This window comes from Falsiroseomonas sp. (assembly GCF_041690465.1).
In the GTDB taxonomy this organism is placed as follows: Bacteria; Pseudomonadota; Alphaproteobacteria; order Acetobacterales; family Acetobacteraceae; genus Falsiroseomonas.
On the sequence record NZ_JAWLHG010000035.1, the window covers coordinates 22683 to 42715 of the forward strand.

Genomic DNA, 20033 nt, shown 5'->3' on the forward strand with positions numbered 1-20033 from the left:
GTCTAGCTGTAACGAGGCAACTCCCGCAACACGCGTGTCAGCGTTCGTCGCGAAGCCGAACGGCCAGCTGCGGATCGTCGGTGGCGAAGATGTCCACCCCGATGTCCAGCATCCGCCGGATCGAGGGCTCATGGTTCGCGCCCCAGACGCCGACGCCGAGCCCGGCGGCGCGGAAGCGCGCCAGCAGGCCGGCATCCAGCACGCGTTCGTGCATGCCGATCTCGGGGAAGCCGCGGCCGCGCGCCACCGCGATTGCGCCCTCGACGCCGATATCCTGCAGCACCGGCAGTTCGAGCAGCCAGGCGACGCCGGCCAGTCCGCCGGCGGACTGGGCTTCGGCCATGGTGTCGGCGTCGAAGCCGATGATCCAGCTGCGCCGCCGCTGGCCGGCGGCATCCAGCGAGGCCAGTGTGCGACCGACGATCCCGGGATAGGGCCGCCGCTGCGCGTCCGACTTGATCTCGATGCGTGGCGCCACCGATGAGGGTCCGAGGATGGCAAGGTACTCCGCCAGCGTCGGCGGCGCCTCGCCGGCAGTGCCGCGCACGCGGATGCGGGACAGCTCCGCGGCGCTGCGTGCCGCCACCGGACCGGATGCATCCGTCATCCGGTCGAGCGTGGCATCGTGCATCACCACCACCTCGCCATCGGCGGCCAGGTGCACGTCGCATTCGGCCTGCTCGATCGGCAGCCGCGCCGATTCGCGGAAGGCGCGCGCGCTGTTCTCCGGCCAGAGGAAAAGGCCGCCGCGATGGGCGGCGATCAGGGTCCTGTGCTCCATACCCGCCATCCTGGCGCGGCGTGCGCCGCCGCGCCAGGGAGATCGCCCAGAGGGAGGACGCTCAGGCGGCGACGCGCCCTGCCTGGCGGGCGACGCGCCGGAGCTCAGCATCGAGCAGGCCGCGTTCCCGCAGCCCGTCCAGCACGTTCAGGCGCATCAGGCGGCCGTGCCGGAAGGCAGGGTCGGCGAAGTCCATCGCCACCAGCCCGTCGCGCAGTCCGCGCACCGCCTCGGCCAGGCCGATGCGCGGCTGATGGTGCGGCGCCAGTTCCCGGAACAGGCCGAAATCCACCCGGTAGGATCGGCGATCCGGCGGCGCCTCGCGATTGATCGAGACCCGCGTGCCGAGCACGGCGCGCGCGACCGCGGCGGCGATGTCGCGCACCTGCAGGTTCCAGTCGTCGCTGCCGACATTGACCGACAGCACCCGCCCACCCTGCCGCACATCGCGTCCGATCGCCCACTCGACCGCGCGTGCCATGTCGCGCAGCTCGATCAGCGGCCGCCAGGGCGAACCGTCCGACAGCACCGTGATCTCGCGCGCCGCCACGGCGCCGGCGACGAAGTCGTTCAGCACCAGGTCGAGGCGCAGTCGCGGCGACATGCCGCAGGCGGTGGCGAAGCGCAGGCAGGTGACGCTCATCGCCTGCGGCTGCATCGCGTGCAGCGATTCCTCCACCGCGACCTTGCTGCGGGCATAGGCGGTGAGCGGATTCAGCGCATCGGCTTCCCGCCGCGGTCCGCCTTCCGCAAAGCCGTAGATCGAACAGGAGGAGGCGAAGACGAAGGCGCGTACCCCTGCCTGGTGCGCCAGCGCGGCCAGGCGGATGGAGGCGCGGGCATTGACCGCGTTGGTCGCCGCCTCGAAGCGCTTGCCCATCGGGTCGTTCGAGATGGCGGCCAGGTGCACCACCGCATCCACCCCATCAAGCAGCGCCGGCGGCAGGTCCCGCACATCGCCGAAATACTGCGCGTCGAGCAGCGTCTCCGGCAGGCCCTCGCCGGTGAGGCAGTCGGCGAAGAAGGCGGCGTCGTAGCCGATCAGCTCCGCCTGCGGCAGCACGGCACGCAGGTGCCGCACGAGGACCGGGCCGACATAGCCCATGTTGCCGGTGATCAGGATGCGCATGGCGCTAGTCTCCTCGGAACAGGTCGACGCGGTGGCCTGGCACGGCGAAGCAGCCGTGCCATCCGTCAATTGCCGTCATCTCGCGCATGATCTCCTCGATGTGATCGGGCGCGAGGACGAGCACGATGTCGGGCCGCGCGGCGGACAGCGCAGTCGGCGGCAGGATCGGGATGGCGGTGCCGGGCAGCGTGCCGCCGTGGCGGAGCGGATCGCGCTCGGCGACGAAGGCCAGCAGCCCGGGACCGATGCCGCAACGCGCGAGCAGCGTCTCACCTTCTCGCGGCGCGCCGAAACCTGCCACGTGCAGGCGGTCGCGCCGCGCCTTGACGAGGAAGGCGCGCAGCGCCGCGGCGGCCGCGGCCACCTCGTCGGCAAGGCCGCGCAGCACGGCCGGATCGCCGAGCCCCGCCTGCGCTTCGTGCTCGCGCAGCGCTTCCACGGCCTCGGTCACCGGCTTGCCCCGATCCTCGACGTGGCGCGCGAAGAGGCGCAGCGCGCCGCCCGGCAGGGTCTCGGCGTCGAACACCGCCAGGCCATGCGGCGCCAGCGCGACCTCGGCAGTCGCCAGCGTATGATAGCAGAGCCGCCCGTGGCGGAAGACATCGAAGCGGAGGTGCGCCAGCACCGGAAGCAGATGCGGAAATTCCAGCACGAGCACGCCGCCGGGCGCGAGCAGCAGGCGCAGCCCGGCAAGCAGATCGTGCAGGTCCGGCGCCTCGGCCAGCGCGTCGGGCGCGGAGATCAGCACCGGTGCGTGGCCGGCGGCGCTCAGCCGGCGAGCCAGCGCCGCGTCGAAGGACGCGATCCGCGTCGGCACGCCGCGCGCCGCGGCCAGCTGCGCCAGCTTCTCTCGCCGCTCGATGCCCAGCACGCCGATGCCGCGACGCGCGAAGGGCCGCAGGCCGGCGCCGTCGCCGCTGCCGATCTCCGCCACCACGGTATCGCCATGCAGGCCGAGCCAGGCGATCATCGCCTCGGCGTCGCGGGCCAGCCGCCGCGGCTGAGCGGGCAGGCGCGGCAGGAATGTGCAGCCGGGCGGCAGGTTGTCGGCCAGTTGCACCAGCCGGCAATCCCCGCAGGCCGTCACGCGCAGCGGCGCGGCGGTGCCATCCGGCAGCGGCAGCATGCCGAGATCGAGCACGGTCTCCTCCGCCGGCGCGCCGCAGCCCCGGCAGGCAAGCGCAGCCACCGATGCATCCTGCGGGCGGACCGCGTCGAGGCTCTGCGGCATGGCCTGCGCGCCCGTCAGGCCGGCAGCGTCCAGGGCGCGTCACCGCGCGCCCAGAGCTCCTCCAGCGCGCGCTTGTCGCGCAGCGTGTCCATGGAGAACCAGAAGCCGTCATGCTCCCAGGCCATCAGCTCGCCGGCATCGGCCAGGCGCTCCATCGGCTCCTTCTCGAAGATCGTGTCGTCGCCATCGATGTAGTCGAGGATCCGCGGCGACAGCACGAAGAAGCCGCCATTGATGCGCACGCCATCCACCGGCGGCTTCTCGCGGAACCGCTCGACGCGCCCGCCGCGGCCGACCTCGAGCGCACCGAAGCGGCTCGGCGGGCGCACGGCGGTGACCGTCGCGGCGCGCCCATGCTCCAGGTGGAAGCGGATCACCCTGCGGATGTCGAGCTGCGCGACGCCGTCGCCATAGGTCATGCAGAAGGGCTCGTCGCCGATGTAGCGCGCGAGGCGGCGCAACCGGCCGCCCGTCATGGTCTCGATGCCGGTGTCCACCAGCGTCACCTTCCATGCCTCCGCGCGGCCGACATGGGTGGAGATGTCGTTGCGGCCGTAGTCGAACGTCACGTCCGACATGTGCAGCCGGTAGTTCGCGAAGAACTCCTTGATCATGTAGCCCTTGTGGCCGAGGGCGATGATGAATTCGTCGATACCGTTGAGCGAGTAGAGCTTCATGATGTGCCAGAGGATCGGCCTGCCGCCGATCTCGACCATCGGCTTCGGGCGCGTCTCGGTCTCCTCCATCAGCCGGGTGCCGTAGCCGCCCGCCAGGATCACCGCCTTGCGCACCGTCCCCCGGTTCATCCGTCACTCTCCCCGGCGCGGCCGACCGCGCAACGACCCTCGCCTTACGTGCCGTAGGCGGTGTGGTTCCCTGCTGTCACGAGGTTGCGACAGCCGGGAACGGGAATCGTCCCGGAACGTCCTGCCCAGCGACCGGTCGCGCATCGCAACGGGAGGCAGCGAAGTGTGCCGTGCTGTTCCGCCCGCGGCCGCAACCCTGGAGGCAAGGCTTGAAGGACGTCGCCCGAACCGCCGCCTCCGCAGAGCGGCCCGCGAGGATGTCCTCGGCGCGGCGGGCCGTCCCGACGCCCCTTCCGTCGGCGCTGCGGACGATCGGTACGCCGCCGGCACCGCGGCGGGGCGAGATCCTGGCAGTCATCGTGGCGCGCAACGAGGCGCTGCGCCTGCCGGATGCGCTGGCGGCCGCGCGTCGCCTGGGCGTGAATCGCGTCATCGTGGTGGACAACGGCTCACGCGATGCGACGCGCGCGATTGCACTTGCGGCCGGCGCGCATCTGGTGCTGGCCGAGGAGCCCTATGCCGCTGCGGGCTTCGGCGTGACCTGGACCAACGCGCTGCTCGACGCGTATGGGCGCGGCCATTGGGCGCTGGTGCTCGACGCAGACGAGCAGCTCGTCTTTCCCGGCAGCGACCGGGTGGGGCTGCAGGAGCTCACCGCACATCTGGAGGCGCTGGGCAGCGAGGCGCTGCGCACGGTGATGCTGGACTGCTTCCCCCCCGGCCCGCTGGCGCGCTGCGCCTACCGCGCTGGCACGAGCCTGGCGGCGACCGCCTGCCTGTTCGAGCCGCCAAGTCTGCGGCAGGAACGGATCATCGGCTTCCCTGGCACGCTCGACTATGGCGGCATCCGGGAGCGGCTGTTCTTCCCCGAGGCGGATCCGCGACGCCCGTTGGGCTGGCTGCATCGGCGCTTGTTCAACCTGGGACTTCGCCTGCCATGGCTGCGCGGCTCGGCCGGCTTCGCGCGGCTTGCGCCGCCGCGCTCACCGACGCTGACCAAGATCCCGCTACTGCGCTGGCGCGAGGGCGCGGCGCTGCTGGCCTCCACCCATCGCACCGCGCCCATGGCGATGGCAGCGGAGCAGCCGACCGGCGTGCTGCTGCACTTCAAGTTCCTGCAGGATTTTCACGCCCGCGCGCGGGATGCGGTGGCCCGCAACGCACACTGGGACGCCTCGCGGGAATATCGACGCTACCTCGCGCGCATGGAGGCCGACCCGAATTTCGCGCTGGATGGAATGCGGTCCCGGCGCTACGCGGGCCCGGACCAGCTCGTCGCCTGCGGGCTGATGCGCGATACGCCGGGCTGGCGGCTGGCTCGCGGCGCGGAGTGATGTGAACTGCGCGCCAGGGCGGCTATACTCGCCCGGCAATGCCCGCCGGGAGCGCCCATGACGCTGCACCTCGTGATCCATCGCCCGGATGCGGCGGAAGGCAGCACCGGAGAGACCGCGATCCGCGCCGCGCTGAGCGACGCGGTCTGGGAGGTGGCGGACTCCCATTGGGCGCCGTGCAAGGAGGCGGTGCTGGTATCCACCGATCTTTCGCCTGACTACCTTCTTGCGCATTTCCGCCAGGCCCTTGCACAGCGCGGGCATACCGATCCCGGGATGCTGTTGGTGGTGCCGGTCGGGCCGACCGCCTCCTGGTCGGGCATGCCGGCCGATGCCGAGGCCTGGATCGCGGAGGTACGGTAGCCGCGACGTCAGCCATGCAGGTGGCAGGCGACGCCACCCTGGCCTTCCCCGGGCGCGGACGTCCAGCGCGGCAAAGTCGTCGCACAGGCCGGCATTGCCTGTGCGCAGCGCGGATGGAAGGGGCAGCCCGGCGGCGGATTCGCCGCCGAGGGGATCTCGCCCAGGATGCGCGGCAGCGCGGCGCGGCGCGACGGGTCCGGCACCGGCGAGGCATCGCGCAGCATCCGCGCATAGGGATGCATCGGGTCGGCGAGCACGCGGGAGGACGGCCCCTCCTCCACGATACGGCCGAGATACATCACCGCCACGCGGTCGCAGAACCAGCGGATCACCGAGAGATCGTGGCTGACGAACAGGAAGGCGAGGCCGCGGCGCTGCCGCAACTCCTTCAGCAGCAGCAGCACCTGGGCCTGCACCGAGACGTCGAGCGCCGAAACCGGCTCGTCCGCGACGATCAGCTCGGGCTCCACCGTCAGCGCGCGGGCGATGCCGATGCGCTGGCGCTGGCCGCCGCTGAATTCGTGCGGGAAGCGGTCGAGTGCCGCCGGCGGCAGGCCGACTTCCTCCAGCAAGGCGGCGGCGCGGCGGCGCGCCTCCTTGCCCTCGGCGATGCCGTGCACCCGCATCGGCTCGACCAGCGCCGAGCCGACGGATTGCCGCGGATCGAGCGAGGAATAGGGGTCCTGGAAAACGATCTGCATGCGCCGCCGCAGCGTCTTCAGGTGCTCGCCGCGCGCGGCGATCACGTCCTCGCCACGCCAGGTGACACGGCCGGCATCGGGTTCGATGAGGCGGAGCAAGGCGCGTGCGGCGGTGGATTTGCCGCAGCCGGATTCGCCGACCAGGCCGAAGGCCTCTCCCTCGTGGATGCGGAAGGAGACGTCCTCCACCGCACGGACGGTCACGGTCCTCGGCTTCGGGAAGCCCTTGCGGGTGACGAAGTGCTTGCGCAGCCCTTCGACTTCGAGCACCGGCTGCTGGCGCGAACGATCCAGGTCTCCGGACCCGTCGGCCCTCCGATCATCGGGCGCGCCGCTCATTCGTTGCGCAGCTTCGGGTCGGTGGCGTCGCGCAGCCCATCGCCCACCATGTTGAGGCCGAGCACCAGCAGCAGGATCGCGATGCCGGGGAACACGGCCAGCCAGGGTGCGTCCAGGATGTTTTCGAAGCCGTCGCGCGTCATGCCGCCCCAGGTCGGCGTCGGCGGCTTCACGCCGAGCCCGATGAAGGAGAGCGAAGCCTCCACCCGCACCGCGGTGGCCAGCCAGAGCGTGCCCATCACCATCACCTCCGAGGTGATGTTCGGAAGGATGTGGCGGAACAGGATGCGGGTGTGGCTGTAGCCCAGCGCACGGCCTGCTTCGACGAAGGCGCGTTCCTTCAACGCCAGCGTCGGCGCCCGGGCGATGCGCGCGAAGGGCGCGATGGCGGTCAGCGCGATGGCGACGATCAGGTTCACCAGCTCCGGCCCCAGCAGCGCCACCACCATCAGGCCGAGAATCAGCGAGGGGAAGGAGAGCAGGACGTCCATCACCTGCATGACCAGCAGATCGAAGCGCCCGCCGATATAGCCCGAGACCATGCCGATGGTGCCGCCGATCAGCATCGCCGCGAAGATCGCCGAGAGCGAGACGCTGAGCGAGATCTGCGCGCCCCAGAGCAGCCGGGAGAGGATGTCGCGCCCGAACTGGTCGGTGCCGAGCAGGTAGTCGCCGCCGGGCGGCTGCAGACGGTCGATGATGTTCTGGTCCGCCGGGTCGAAGGGCGAGATCCAGGGCGCGAGCACCGCGCCCGCCACGATCGCCAGGCAGATCAGCGCGCCGACCAGCGTGGTCGGGTTGCTGCGCGCCTTCCCGAGCGCGCGCTTCCACGCCGAAGGCGGGGGAGGCGCGGCGAACTCGCCCGGCAGCGGCGGCGTGCGTTCGGAGAGCGCGCTCATGCCGCCTGCACCCGCGGGTCGAGCACGCCATAGAGAAGGTCGGTGATCGCGTTCACCACGACGATGAGGAAGCAGTAGATCACCATCAGCCCCTGCAGCATCGTGTAGTCCCGCTGATTCAGCGCGCCGACGATGATCTTGCCGAGTCCGGGGCGGTTGAAGACGATCTCGGTCAGCACGGAATTGCCGATCAGGATGCCGACATAAAGCCCGACGACCGTGACGATCGGAATGGAGGCATTGCGCAGCCCATGCACCCAGACCACGCGCCGCCAGGGCACGCCCTTGGCGCGCGCGGTACGGATGTAGTCCTCGGAAAGCGAGGCGAGCATGGCGCTACGCGTCACCCGCGTGATGTAGGCGGCCATGATGAGGCCGAGCGAGACGGTGGGCAGCACCAGCTTGTGCAGCCGATCCACCGGATCGTCGAGGTCGGCCGCGCCGATCACCGGGAACAGGCGCCAGTGCAGCGAGAACAGCAGCAGCGCGAAGATGCCGGAGACGAAGACCGGGAAGGAAAGCCCGAGCAGCGACAGGATGCGCGCCGCCACGTCGATCGCCCGGTTGCGGTGCAGCGCCGCCCAGATCCCCACCGGCACGCCGACCAGCGTGCCGAACAGCATCGAGGCCACCGTGAGGTCCACGGTGTGCGGCAGCACGGCCGCCACCTCGTCCAGGATCGGCCGGCCGGTGACCATGGAGGTGCCGAAGTCACCGCGCAGCGCGCTGGTGATGAAGTCGAAATACTGCGTCCACAATGGCCGGTCGAGGCCGAGCCGCTCGCGCAGCGCGGCCGCGGCCTCGGGCGTCGCCTGGTCGCCAAGAATGACCAGCGCCGGGTCGCCGGGGACGATGCGGACGATCACGAAGACGAGCGTCAGCACCGCCAGCAGCGTCGGCACCGCGGCCAGCAGCCGCCGGGCGAAGAACCAGATCATTCAGCCCGCTACTGCCGGATCCGCGTGCGCTCGGTGATCAGCGGGCCGAGCGACATCGAGCCGCGCAGTTCGTAGCCGTAGTCCACATTGTCACGCCGCGCGAAGACCAGCAGTGTTTCCAGCAGCGGCACGCCGCATACATTCTGCACCAGGATGCGCTGCGCCTCGCCCCAGAGCCGGCGCTGCTCGTTGATGTCGGTGCTCACCCGCGCCGCGTCGAGCTGCTGGTCCGCCTGGTTGCAGTGCGAGAAGTTGGTCACCGCGGTCGGCGTCTTCACGATGGATCGGCCGTGGAAGAACTGCGTCAGGTAGATGTCCGCCACCGGGAAGCGCGCCGCGGAGTAATAGACCAGCGGCGAGAGGTCCTGGCGGATCTGCTGGTGGAAAGTGGCATGCTCCACCACCTGCAGGTCGAGCGTGATGCCGGAACGGCGCAGCTGCTGCTGCACCACCTGCATCATGTTCAGCATCTCGGGCAGCTGCGTGTGGATGACGCGGACCGTCAGCCCGTTCGGATGGCCAGCCTCGGCCAGCAGCGCTCGGGCGCGGTTCGGGTCGTGCGGCAACAGCGGCTGCTGGGCGAAGCCGAGATAGCCGCGCGGCGCGACGCTTTGTGCCTCGCGCGTGACGTCCTGGCCGCGGAAGCGTACCAGCTCCGCCCGGTTGATGGCATGCGCCAGCGCCTGGCGGACGCGGATATCGTTGAAGGGCGGCGTGGTGGTGTTGAGGTGCAGGATCGCCAGCTCGCCCGGCTCGAACACGTCCACCACGGTGTTCGGCACCTGGCGCGTGCGGTTGATCCAGGTCTGGTCGGCGCGGCCGTAGTTCACGTCGAGCTCGCGGTTCTGGTAGGCGAGATCACGGGACGCGTCGGACGGGATAAAGCGGTAGCTCACCCGCGCGATCTGCGGTGCGCCGCGGAAGTATTGCGCATTCGCCGAGAGCTCCGCGCTCTGGTTCGGCGTCACGCGGTCCAGCGCGAAGGGGCCAGTGCCGACCGGCGACCGCACGAAGTCTGCGCCGCGCTGCTCCACCGCGCGGCGGGAGACGATGTAGCCGCCGGAATAGTTGGTGACGAGGCCGAGCAGGCTCGGCACGTTCTCCCGCAGGCGGATGCGCACGGTGTAGGGGTCCACCGCCTCCACGCTCTCAAAGGCGCGGAAATCGGCAGCGAAGGCGGAGCTCGCGGCGGTGGCGGATTTGCGCAGGCTGAACACCACGTCCTCGGCGGTCAGCTCGCCGAAGCCGCCATGGAACTGCACGCCGCGGCGGAGGTGGAAGGTCCAGGTGCGCCCATCCGGGCTGCTCTCCCAGCGCTCCGCGAGATCGGGCTCGATCTCCGCCGGGTCGATGGAGCCGGGCTTGAAGCGGACCAGGCCGTTGAACATCCAGGCGACGATCACACGGTCGATGGTGGAGACGGCAAAATGCGGATCGAGCCGGCCGACATCCTGCGCCGCCATGCCGACGCGGAGCGTCGCCCCCGACTGCGCCTGGACCGCCGAGCCACCGGCGACGGCCAGCGCCGCGCCGAGCAAAGCCGCGCGGAATGCGTTCATTGTCTTGTCCTCCTTGCCCACCCTGTTTGCCGTCATCCGGCCATTGCCGCATCCTGCCGTGCGAAACGTCCGATGTCGAAGGCTTCGAGCGGCACGTCGGTGCGACCGTCCAACACCAGTTCCGACAGCACCGCGCCGACGCCGGGGCCGAGCTGGAAACCTTCGCCACAGAAGCCGAAGGCGTGGATCAGGCCAGGTGCGGTGCGGGAGGGGCCGAGAACGGGGAAATGGTCGGCGAAGATGCCATCCGTGCCGCTCCAGCTGCGGATCACCATGGCGCCCGCCAGGCGCGGGATCAGCGCGACGGCCTCCTGCATGCTCGCCAGCGTGGCATCGGCCGAGGGGCGCGTGCGCGTCGCATCCTGTTCGCCGCTGGCGCGGCCGCCGCCGAAGATCACGTTGCCGCGCGCAATCTGGCGCAGATAGAGCCCGCCACCCACCACGCCGAGGCTGTGCGTGCAGAAGAAAGGCAGCGGCTCCGTCACCAGCATGTTCGGGTGGAGCGGCGCGATCGGCACCTCCTCGCCGAAGGCCGCCGCAACCTTGCCACCCCAGAAGCCGGCGCAGTTCAGCAGGACCGGCGCGGTGAAAGCGTTGCCGGCCGCTTCGACGACGAAGCCGGCGCCGTCGCGCCCCATCGCGGTGACTTCGTGATGCTCCAGCAGTTCCGCCCCGGCCGCGCGCGCCGCGCGCGCCAAGGCAGGCGAAAGCAGGCGCGGATTGGCGGCGCCGTCCTCGGCCAGCAGGCTGCCCGCGACGACCTGCTCGCTGAAATAGGGATGCTCGGCGCGGATGGCGTTGCGACCGATCATGCGCGTGACCAGCCCATGCTCCGCGGCGATCGCGTTCCAGCGCGCGAGCTCCGCCTCGTCGGCTTCGCTGCGAGCGAGCTTCAGGTGGCCGCAGGCCTGGAACTCGGCATCGGTGCCGATCAGCGCCGGCAGGCGGCTCCAGATCTCGCGCGACTTGCGCGCCAGCGGGATGCCCGAGGGGTGGCGGCCCTGCTGCCGCACGCCGCCATAGTTCACGCCGGTCGCCTGGCTGCCGACCTGTCCGCGCTCCAGCAGGATCACGCGAGCGCCGCGGCGCGCGAGGAACAGCGCGGCGGAACACCCCGCGCCGCCGCCGCCGATGATCAGCACGTCCGCGCGCCGCATTACGCCACCACCGGCATCGGAAGCGGCTTCACCGGTGGCTGGCCGCGCAGCCGCCCGGCCTGCTCGATCGTCACGCCGAGCGCATCGGCCAGCACCTCCGCCGCGGGCGGGCCACAGACGCGGCCCTGGCACCGGCCCATGCCGACGCGGCTCAGCGCCTTGGCACGGTTGACCTCGGGCGCGCCCTCGCGGGCCGCCGCGCGCAACTCGCCGGCGGTGACCGCCTCGCAGCGGCAGAGGATGGTCTCGTCCGGCATGCGCGCGGCGAGGTGCGCCGGGAAGGGGAAGGCGCGCTCCAGCGCTGCGCGGAACCGCGCCTCGGTCCGCAGGCGGCGGTCGAGATGGGCGCGCAACGAGTGGTCGAAGCCGCGACGGCGATCCTCCAGCAGCGCCAGCGCGGCGCGCGCACCGGATAGCTCCGCCACCTCCGCCCCGCCAATCCCGGCGCCATCGCCGGCGAGATAGACACCTGGCGCTGGCGTGCGGCCGGCGGCGTCGCGCTCGGGGATCCAGTTGCGCTGCGTCGCGTCGAAGCGGAACGGCACGCCGGCCAGGTCGGCAAGCTGCGCCTCGGGCTTGAGCCCCCAGCCGAGCGCGACGGCATCGCAGGGCGTGACATGCTCGCGCCAGCCGGAATCGCGCCAGCGCAAGGCGGTGGCCGCGCCTTCACCCTCGATCGCCAGCGGTGTCGCGTCCTCCGCGATGTGCACGCGGCGCGCGCGCAGCGATGCCATGTAGCGCAGGCCGCGCAGGAAGGTCGGCGCGTTCCACAGCAGGCCGGCCGAGGCAAGGAGCTTGGTGAGGAAGGGCGTGGTGTCGAGCACCAGCGCCGGCGCTGCGCCCGCTTTCGCGTATTGCAGCGCGGCGAGCCACAGCAGCGGGCCGGTGCCGACGAAGACCGGCCGCGCGCCGATCGCCACGCCCTGCGCCTTCAGCGCGATCTGCGCAGCACCGAGCGTGGTGACGCCGGGCAGGGTCCAGCCGGGGATCGGCACCACCCGGTCCATCGCACCGGTGCAGAGGATCAGCGCGTCGTATCTCAGCTCCCCGCGCGTGCCGCCATTGGCAAGGGTATCCAGCGCGCCCTCACGCGGACGGATGTTCCAGACCAGCGTGCCGGGGCGCCAGTCGGTGCGGGGTTTCAGCGCATCCAGCGCCGCGTGCAGCGCGCGCGCGCGCCGCGCATCGGCGCCGTACAGCGCGCGGTGGCCGCGGGTGAAACCGGCAGGGGGCCGCTGGTAGATGCGGCCGCCGCCATCCGGCGCTTCCTCGATCCAGGTCGGCTCGATGCCGGCGCGGAGGAGCTGTTCCACCGCGCGCACGCCAGCCGGGCCGGCGCCAATGACCGCGACCTTCATCGGCGGACGACCTTCATGCCCGGCTCCACCAGCGTCGTGCAGGCGCGCACCACGCCGCGGCCCTCGACCAGCACCCAGCAATCCTGGCAGGCCCCCATCCAGCAGAAGCCGGCGCGCCGGCCGTCGCCGAACTCGCTGGTGCGGATGTGGTCGAGGCCATCGGCGAGCATCGCGGTCAGCAGAGTGTCGCCCTGCCGCGCTTCCGCGGCGAGGCCATCCACCGTGAAGGCCAGGTGCGCGCGGTCCTGGTCCAGCAGTCGGGTCAGCATCAGAGCAGCGCCTCGAACCGGCAGTTCACGCGGATCTCGCCGACCGTCGCGGTGTTGGGCAGCCGGAGCACCGTGGCGACGAGCTCGGCGACATCCTCGGGCCGGCTCATCTGCGCGCGGGGCCACTTCGCGCCGGCCGTCATGTCGGTGGCGACGAAGCCGGGGCAGAGCGCGGTGGCGCGGATGCCGTGGTCCCAGCCCTGCCGCCGCACCTCCTGCGTCAGCGCGACGACGGCGAACTTGCTCATGGCATAACCGAGATTCTCGTTCGCCACGCGCTTGCCGGAGAGCGAGGCGATGTTCACCACCCTTCCCTCGCCGCTTGCGACCAGATGCGGCCAGGCGGCGCGGATCACCCGCATCGGCCCTTTCACGTTCACCCGCCACATCGCGTCATGCGCGATCTCGTCGGCATCGAGCAGCCGCGCCATGGGGTTGATGCCGGCCGAATTCACCACCGCGTCCAGCCGGCCGAAGCGCGCGACCGTGGCGGCCGCCCAGGCCTCGGCGCTGTCCGCCTCCTCCGCCTCGTAGCGGTGGGCGAAGACATCCTCGGCCGCGTCCAGCTTCCCCGGATCGCGCAGCCCCGCGCTGACCCGCCAGCCGGTGGCGCGCAGCAGGCGCGCGATCTCCCGCCCGATGCCGCGGGCGGCACCGCTGACCATGACGACGCGACCGGCAGGATCAAGCATGCGCGAAGGCCCCTGTTGCGACATGGCAGCGCGCGGCGTGGACCGGCGAGACCTCGGCCAGCACCTGCTCACGCTCGCAGCCGCTGCGCGCCATCGGGCAGCGTGGCGCGAAGCGGCAGCCGGCCGGCATCGCATCCAGCGGCGGCACGCGGCCCGCGATGGCGGAGAGCGCCTGCTCCGGCATGTCGAGGCGCGGAATGGCGGAGAACAGCGCGCGGGTATAGGGGTGCTGCGGGTTGGCAAAGATGGCCTCCACCGGCCCCTGCTCGACGATCTCGCCGGCGTACATCACCGCGACCCGATCGGCGATCTGCGCCACCACGCCGAGATTGTGGGTGATGAACAGAACGGCTGTGCCGTGCCGGTGCCGCAGGTCCGCCAGCAGCCCGAGCACCTGCGCCTGGATGGTGACGTCGAGTGCGGTGGTGGGCTCATCGGCCAGCAGCACCGCGGGGTCGCAGGCCAAGGCGATGGCGATCATCACGCGCTGCCGCATGCCGCCGCTGAACTGGTGCGGATACTCGGACAGGCGCTGCGCGGCGGAGGGGATCTTCACCTCCTCGAACAATCCGCGCGCGCGCTCCAGCGCGGCGCGGCGGTCCAGCCCGCGGTGGATGCGCAAGGCCTCCGCCACCTGGTCGCCGACCGTCATCACCGGATTCAGCGAGGTCATCGGCTCCTGGAAGATCATCGCCATGCGGTCGCCGCGCACGCGTTCCATCTCGCGTTCCGGCAGGCCGGTGATCTCGCGGCCGTCCAGCACGATGCGGCCCGCCGCCACGCGCCCGAAAGGCGGCTGCACGAGGCCCATGACGGACAGTGCGGTGACCGACTTGCCGCAACCGCTCTCGCCGACCAGCGCCAGCGTCTCGTCGCGCATCAGGGTCAGCGAGACGTCGCGCACCGCCGCGTGCCAGCGCCGGTCGATGCGGAACTCGGTGCGCAATCCGGTGATTTCGAGCGCGGGTGCGTTCATGCGGACGCAACCCTGCCTGCGACGGCGCGGCGCATCAAGCGGCGAACCTGCGCTGCGTAAAGGGCGCGATGGGAAGATTCGTGGCGCCGCGCGCCATCAGCTCCGCCACGGCCGCGCCCGCCGCCGGGCCAAGCTGGAAGCCGTGGCCGGAGAAGCCGAAGGAGTGGAACAGGCCCGGCATCGTCGCGCTTTCGCCCATCACCGGGATCTCGTCCGGCGTGCGCGCCTCGGTGCCGGTCCATGTCCGCATGATCCGCGCGCCGGCGACGCAGGGGAACAGCTCGGCGGCGATGCGCGCGGCATGGGCGAGGTTGCCGAACAGCACGGTGGAGGTCTCGTTCGCGGGATCGTTGGTGCCCTGGTGGCCGCCGCCGATCACCAGCGTTCCGGCCGCGCTCTGCTTGAAGGAAAGTGGACGCGCGGTAGGGCCGACAGTCGGCGTGCAGAAATGCGGCAGCCGCTCGGTGACGATCATCATGCTGGCCTTCACGCCGCAGGGGATTTCCTCCCCGGCCATGCGGGCGATGGTGGTGGCCCAGGCGCCGGCACAATTGGCGACACGTTCGGCCTCGTAGCTGCCGTCCTCGGTCACCACGCGCAGCGTGCCGCCGGGGCCGCGCTCGATGCCGACCGCGCCCGAACCCTCCACGATGGTCGCGCCGGCCTGCTGCGCCGCGCGGCGGAACGCCATCACGGTCCGCATCGGGTCGGCCGAGCCGTCGCCGCGCGTCACCAGCGCGCCCACGACATGCGGCGCGACGGCGGGCAGCAGGCGGCGGACCTCGGCCTGGTCCACCACCTCCTCATGCGTCCAGCCGAGGGCGCGCACCTGCTCCGCCCGCGCTTCCAGCTTGCGCAGATCCGCCTCGCTCTCGGCGACCTTCACCTGGCCGCCCGCCTGGAAGCCGCAATCATCGCCGACCAGCGCCTCGATGCCCTGCCACATCTCGGCGGAGACGACCGACAGCGCGATCTCCCGCAGGTCGCGGCCGAGCCGGCGCACGCCGCCCGCATTTACGCCCGAGGAGTGCCGCCCGACATGCCGCCGCTCCAGCACCGTCACCTGCCAGCCGGGCGTGCGCGCCAGATGCAGCGCGGTGGAGAGGCCGTGCAGCCCGCCGCCGATGACGACAGCGCGATTCATGATGCGAGGGCGGCGAGCTCGCCCAGCGTCAGCGGCTTGGTCGGGAAACGCGTGCGGAACGGATCCACCGCCGCCGGATCCACCTCGCGCGCCGCGGCGATCACCGCATGCACCGCGGGCCCGCAGACGCGGCCCTGGCATGGCCCCATGCCGGTGCGGGTGAAGGCCTTGGTCTGGTTGGCGCCGAGGCAGCCGAGCGAGACCGCCTCCCGCACCCGCCCCGCCGTCACCTCCTCGCAGCGGCAGAGGATGGTGTCATCGGCAATCGCGGCGGCGGGCAGCGGCGGGAACAGCGCGTCGAGGAAGCGCCGTGGCGCAAGCTGGCGGTTCAGCGCAAGGCGCCACCTTCCGGCCTCGGCGTCGCGCTGGTTCCTGGTCAGCCTGCCGAGCGCATGCGCAACCTCCAGCGCGGCGAGCCTTCCGGCATGGGCGGCGGCGCGCGCGCCGCCGATGCCGCCGGCATCGCCCGCCACCATCACGCCTTCGACGGTGGTGTTGCCCCAGGCATCGAGCCGCGGCCGCCAGCAGGCCTGCACCGCGTCCCAATCGTGCAGGCAGCCCGGGATGGCACGCGTGACCTGGGTGTTTGGCACCACGCCATCATGCAGCAGCAGCAGGTCGGCCTCATGCGCAACCTCGTCGATGACGATGCGGCGCAGCCTGTCCTCGCCCTCCGCGCGCAGGCTCTCTGCGCGCAGGATCGGCACGCCGGCGCGCTTGACCGCGTATTGCCAGGCCAGCCCCTTCGCCAGGTAGCCCGGCGCGAGCAGCGCGCGCGGCAGGTGGCGCAACGCATCGGGCGGCACGCCGTGCGAAAGGTCCACGATCCCCGCGATCCTGCCGCCCGCCGCCAGCGCCTGCTTCGCGTAGAGCCAGAGCAGCGGCCCCTGCCCCGCGATCCACACGCGCGCCTCCGGCACCAGACCGGCCGTCTTCAGCGCGATCTGCGCGGCGCCGACCGACATCACGCCCGGCAGCGTCCACCCCGGGATCGGCAGCGGCCGCTCCGTCGCGCCGGCGCAGAGCAGCACGCGCCGCGCCGTGATGGAGCGCGCCTGCGTCCCGCGCGCTTCCGGCCCAACTCCGCCCTCGCTCCAGAACACCTTGCCGCCGGGCTCGATGGCCCACAGCGTGGCGCCGAAGCGCAGATCGGCGCCTGAGGTGCGCAGCGCCAGCACGAGCCTGGCGCCGTCGGCATCCTGGTCGTCCTTCGCCGCGCGCGTCTCGATGGCGCGATGCACCTGGCCACCCGGCCCGGCATTCTCGTCGAGCAGCAGCACCGAGACGCCCTGCCCGCGCGCGGCGATCGCGGCCGCCATCCCGGCCGGACCGGCACCGAGGATCAGCAGGTCAACCTGTTCGGGCGCGCTCAAGCCGCGTCCTCCACCTCGGGCAGGCCGCGGATGCCGCGCTGCGGGGCGGCGACAAGGCCGGGTCGCACCGGCGTCATGCAGGCCTGCACATTCGGTTGGCCGTCCAGTTCCACAAGGCAGTCGAAGCAGGCGCCCATCAGGCAGAGCGGGCCGCGCGCAGCACCACTCACCGGCGTTTCGCGGAAATGCAGCACGCCGGCGGCAAGCAGCGCGGTGGCGAGGCTTTCGCCATTGCGGGCGGGCAGTTCCCGTCCATCCCAGGTGATGGTGCAGTCGGGCGGATCAGTGCGCTTGAACATGCGTCATTCCGACGAAGCGGGAGGGATGCAGCTCGGCCGCGATCTCCGCCACCGCACCGCTCAGCACCGCCTCGGCCAGCGGACCGGCATGCACGGCGGCGAGCGTCACGCCGGAATGGCAGACGGCGACGAAACAGCCGGGATGCGTTGCGCTCTCGGCATAGGCGGGGCAGCCATCGGGCGTCATCGGCCGCAGCGCCGCCCAGCTTCGCACCATGCGCGCCTGCGCCAGCGGCGGCAGCACGCGCAGGGCGCGCGCGGCCATCCCGGCCAGCGCTGCCGTGGTGGTCGGCGTCTCGAAGCTGCCGTCATCCTCGTTGGTGACGCCGATCTGGACGGTGCCGTCGCCGGTCTGGCGGATGGCGCTGGCCGGCTTCGGCAGGATCGGCGCCAGCCGCTCCGTCACGATGTTCTGCCCGCGCACCGGGCGCACGGGCACATCGAGCCCGATCATAGCGGCGATCGGCGTGGTGGCGACGCCGGCCGCGACGACGACGCGCGCGGCGAGCAGCTCGGACCCATCCGCCCTGCGCAGGCGATAGCCACCCGCGGCTGGCTCGATGGCGTCGAGCGGCGCACCCGGCAGATGCGCGCCACCCGCCGCGCGCAGCCCCGCATGCAGGCCGCGCAGCAGCGTCAGCGGATCGACATGCCCGTCGTTCGGATCGTAGCTGGCGCCGCTTACATCAGGGCCGAGCGGGCAACCCGGCATCAGTTCCTCCAGCTCACGCCGATCGAGCATCCGCACCGAGGCATGGCCCTGATTGTGCCGGCGATGCACGAAGTCGCGGCGCGCGACAAGTTCCTGCTCGTCGAGGCAGAAGGTGAGGCCGCCGACCTGGCGATACTGCACATCGCGCCCGGCCAGCACCGAGACACGCTCCGCGAGATCCGGCCAGAGCGCGATGCTGCGCCGCGTCCAGGCGGCATAGGCGGGCATATTGTCGCCCTTCGACTGGCCCCAGACCAGGCCGAAATTGCCGCGCGAGGCGCGGAGCGCGACGTCGCCCTCGTCCAGCACGGCCACGCGCGCGCCATGGCCGGCGCAGCCATAGCCGATGGCCGTGCCCACCATGCCGCCGCCGATGATCGCGACATCATACCGTTCCATGACTTGCGAGCGTGGCGCTACCCGCATCATCATGCAAGCCGGGCAAGGAGGAAAACGGACATGAGGCGAAGCATCGTGGCGGCCGCGCTCGGCGTGCTGCTGGCGGGCACGGCGAGCGCACAGACATTGCGCGTCGGGCTGATCGCGCAGGACATGGGCACGACAGACCCGCACCGCGCCAGCGCCACGCAGGACAAGGCGCCGCTGTCCTGGGCCTATTCGGGGCTGATGCGCTTCCCGCCCGGCAGCGCCGATCCCGCGAAGCTGGAACCCGATCTGGCGGAGAGCTTCGAGCGGTCCGCCGATGGTCGCATCCTCACCTTCCGGCTGCGCAGCGGCGTGCGTTTCCATGATGGGAACCCGCTGGAAGGCGAGGATGTCGTGCATTCGCTGCGCCGCGCCGCGGACCGCGCGCGCAGCGCCTTCGCCGGGGATTACCGGGCGGTCACCTCGGTCGAGCTGGTGGACCCGATGACGGTCCGCGTCACACTGCGCGAGCCGGTGGCGGGCGCGCTCGGCCTGTTCGCCAACTATCACGGCGGAATGATCGTCTCCCGCCGTTCGGATGCCGGCGGCCAGGCGCCGGGGACGGGACCGTTCCGGATGGACCGCGCCGGCGGCGGTGCCGCGCGGATGGTGGCCTTCGACGAGCATTGGCGCGGCCGCCCGGCAATCCGCACGATCGACCTGCGGTTCATCACCTCCGACGCGACGCGGGAGCTTGCCTACAATTCCGGCGAGCTCGACCTGATCATCGGCCGGCGCGAACAGCGCTGGGTGGAGCGCATGCGCGCGCAGCCGAATACCGCGGTGGAGGTCTTCGCGCCCGGCGAGTTCCGCACGCTGCTGATCAGCAGCCGTACGGCGCCACTGAACGATGCGCGCGTGCGCCGCGCGATCCAGCACGCGGTCGACCCCGGGGCCATCGCGCGCTTCGTCGGGCTGGACGTGGCGACGCCCTGGCCGAGCCCGGTGCCGCCCGGCTACCTCGGCAGCACGGACCAGGTACCGCGCTACGCGCCGGACGTGAACCGCGCCCGCGCGCTGATGGCCGAGGCCGGGCATCCGGACGGCGTCACCATCCGCGCGGTGGTGTCCTCCAACTCCGCGCAGCTGCCGATCATGGAGGTGATTCAGGCACAGCTGCGGCGCGCAAATATCCGGCTGGAGATGGATGTGGTGGAGCACGCGACCTATCACGCGCGGATCCGGCAGGACCTGTCGCAGCTCACCTTCTACGGCGCCGCGCGCTATCCGGTGGCGGACAGCTACCTGACGCAGTTCTACCATTCGCGCAGCGCGCCCGGCCAGCCGACGATGTCGCTCAACTTCGCGCATTGCAGCGCAGCTGATGCCGAGATCGACGCCGCCCGCGCCGAGCCGGACGAGGCGCGGCAGCTTCAGCTCTGGGCGGAGGCGCAGCGCAAGGTGCTGGAGGCGGCATGCAGCGTGCCGCTGTTCGACCTGCGCCAGGTCTGGGTGCGGCGGGCCAGCCTGAACCTTGGCTATCGGCTGGAAGGCTCGCTGAATCTCGGCCCGCCGATCACGCACGAGACACGGATGGAGTGATCCGA

At 71.6% G+C, this 20033-nt stretch carries 20 protein-coding genes; 3 read left to right on the forward strand and 17 right to left on the reverse strand.

Annotated elements, in window-relative coordinates:
* Positions 1-37: 37 nt before the first annotated feature.
* The 4 genes from ACESM1_RS23605 to rfbF all read right to left on the reverse strand — a co-directional run bounded on the left by ACESM1_RS23605 (position 38) and on the right by rfbF (position 3947).
* On the reverse strand, positions 38-781 hold the full coding sequence (locus tag ACESM1_RS23605; RefSeq protein WP_372623671.1) for a glycerophosphodiester phosphodiesterase: 744 nt from the start codon (positions 779-781) through the stop codon (positions 38-40).
* Between the two features lie 61 nt (positions 782-842).
* Positions 843-1910 (reverse strand): NAD-dependent epimerase/dehydratase family protein, encoded by a 1068-nt coding sequence (locus tag ACESM1_RS23610; RefSeq protein ID WP_372623672.1) that lies wholly within the window; start codon positions 1908-1910, stop codon positions 843-845.
* Positions 1911-1914: 4 nt separating this feature from the next.
* A complete protein-coding gene (locus tag ACESM1_RS23615) occupies positions 1915-3099 on the reverse strand; it encodes an SAM-dependent methyltransferase (RefSeq protein ID WP_372623673.1) in 1185 nt (394 codons plus the stop codon).
* A 56-nt stretch (positions 3100-3155) separates the two neighbouring features.
* A complete protein-coding gene (rfbF, locus tag ACESM1_RS23620) occupies positions 3156-3947 on the reverse strand; it encodes a glucose-1-phosphate cytidylyltransferase (protein WP_372623674.1) in 792 nt (263 codons plus the stop codon).
* A gap of 359 nt (positions 3948-4306) precedes the next feature.
* Between rfbF and ACESM1_RS23625 the strand changes: the two genes are divergently transcribed.
* Positions 4307-5281, forward strand: coding sequence for a glycosyltransferase family 2 protein (locus ACESM1_RS23625; protein WP_372623675.1), 975 nt, complete (start codon positions 4307-4309; stop codon positions 5279-5281).
* A gap of 57 nt (positions 5282-5338) precedes the next feature.
* On the forward strand, positions 5339-5644 hold the full coding sequence (locus ACESM1_RS23630) for a hypothetical protein (protein WP_372623676.1): 306 nt from the start codon (positions 5339-5341) through the stop codon (positions 5642-5644).
* A gap of 8 nt (positions 5645-5652) precedes the next feature.
* Here ACESM1_RS23630 and ACESM1_RS23635 read toward each other — a convergent pair whose 3' ends face one another.
* From ACESM1_RS23635 to ACESM1_RS23695, 13 genes are all read right to left on the reverse strand, one after another.
* Complete coding sequence (locus tag ACESM1_RS23635; protein ID WP_372623677.1) at positions 5653-6615, reverse strand: ABC transporter ATP-binding protein; 963 nt, start codon at positions 6613-6615, stop codon at positions 5653-5655.
* Positions 6616-6680: 65 nt separating this feature from the next.
* The gene (locus ACESM1_RS23640; protein ID WP_372623678.1) at positions 6681-7583 is read right to left on the reverse strand and encodes an ABC transporter permease; all 903 of its coding nucleotides are present in this window, start codon (positions 7581-7583) and stop codon (positions 6681-6683) included.
* Positions 7580-8521 (reverse strand): ABC transporter permease, encoded by a 942-nt coding sequence (locus ACESM1_RS23645; RefSeq protein WP_372623679.1) that lies wholly within the window; start codon positions 8519-8521, stop codon positions 7580-7582. Before ACESM1_RS23645 ends, ACESM1_RS23640 begins: the two co-directional genes overlap by 4 nt.
* An 8-nt stretch (positions 8522-8529) precedes the next feature.
* Positions 8530-10080, reverse strand: coding sequence for an ABC transporter substrate-binding protein (locus tag ACESM1_RS23650; protein WP_372623680.1), 1551 nt, complete (start codon positions 10078-10080; stop codon positions 8530-8532).
* A gap of 32 nt (positions 10081-10112) precedes the next feature.
* Positions 10113-11237: an NAD(P)/FAD-dependent oxidoreductase gene (locus tag ACESM1_RS23655; protein WP_372623681.1), complete on the reverse strand. Its 1125-nt coding sequence runs from the start codon at positions 11235-11237 to the stop codon at positions 10113-10115.
* Positions 11237-12595: an NAD(P)/FAD-dependent oxidoreductase gene (locus ACESM1_RS23660; RefSeq protein ID WP_372623682.1), complete on the reverse strand. Its 1359-nt coding sequence runs from the start codon at positions 12593-12595 to the stop codon at positions 11237-11239. The genes ACESM1_RS23655 and ACESM1_RS23660 overlap by 1 nt, the downstream gene beginning before the upstream one ends.
* Positions 12592-12864 (reverse strand): (2Fe-2S)-binding protein, encoded by a 273-nt coding sequence (locus tag ACESM1_RS23665; RefSeq protein WP_372623683.1) that lies wholly within the window; start codon positions 12862-12864, stop codon positions 12592-12594. Before ACESM1_RS23665 ends, ACESM1_RS23660 begins: the two co-directional genes overlap by 4 nt.
* Complete coding sequence (locus ACESM1_RS23670; RefSeq protein ID WP_372623684.1) at positions 12864-13556, reverse strand: SDR family NAD(P)-dependent oxidoreductase; 693 nt, start codon at positions 13554-13556, stop codon at positions 12864-12866. Before ACESM1_RS23670 ends, ACESM1_RS23665 begins: the two co-directional genes overlap by 1 nt.
* On the reverse strand, positions 13549-14532 hold the full coding sequence (locus ACESM1_RS23675; protein ID WP_372623685.1) for an ABC transporter ATP-binding protein: 984 nt from the start codon (positions 14530-14532) through the stop codon (positions 13549-13551). Before ACESM1_RS23675 ends, ACESM1_RS23670 begins: the two co-directional genes overlap by 8 nt.
* A gap of 34 nt (positions 14533-14566) precedes the next feature.
* Positions 14567-15676: an NAD(P)/FAD-dependent oxidoreductase gene (locus ACESM1_RS23680; protein WP_372623686.1), complete on the reverse strand. Its 1110-nt coding sequence runs from the start codon at positions 15674-15676 to the stop codon at positions 14567-14569.
* Entirely contained in the window at positions 15673-17049 is a 1377-nt protein-coding gene (locus tag ACESM1_RS23685) for an FAD-dependent oxidoreductase (RefSeq protein ID WP_372623687.1), read from the reverse strand. The genes ACESM1_RS23680 and ACESM1_RS23685 overlap by 4 nt, the downstream gene beginning before the upstream one ends.
* Positions 17046-17348 carry a (2Fe-2S)-binding protein gene (locus ACESM1_RS23690; protein ID WP_372623688.1) on the reverse strand — a complete coding sequence of 101 codons (303 nt, stop codon included), beginning with the start codon at positions 17346-17348 and terminating at the stop codon, positions 17046-17048. The genes ACESM1_RS23685 and ACESM1_RS23690 overlap by 4 nt, the downstream gene beginning before the upstream one ends.
* Positions 17332-18459: an NAD(P)/FAD-dependent oxidoreductase gene (locus ACESM1_RS23695; RefSeq protein WP_372623689.1), complete on the reverse strand. Its 1128-nt coding sequence runs from the start codon at positions 18457-18459 to the stop codon at positions 17332-17334. Before ACESM1_RS23695 ends, ACESM1_RS23690 begins: the two co-directional genes overlap by 17 nt.
* A 60-nt stretch (positions 18460-18519) precedes the next feature.
* Here ACESM1_RS23695 and ACESM1_RS23700 point away from each other — a divergent pair, with 60 nt between their 5' ends.
* Positions 18520-20028, forward strand: coding sequence for an ABC transporter substrate-binding protein (locus ACESM1_RS23700; protein WP_372623690.1), 1509 nt, complete (start codon positions 18520-18522; stop codon positions 20026-20028).
* The last annotated feature ends 5 nt before the right edge of the window (positions 20029-20033 follow it).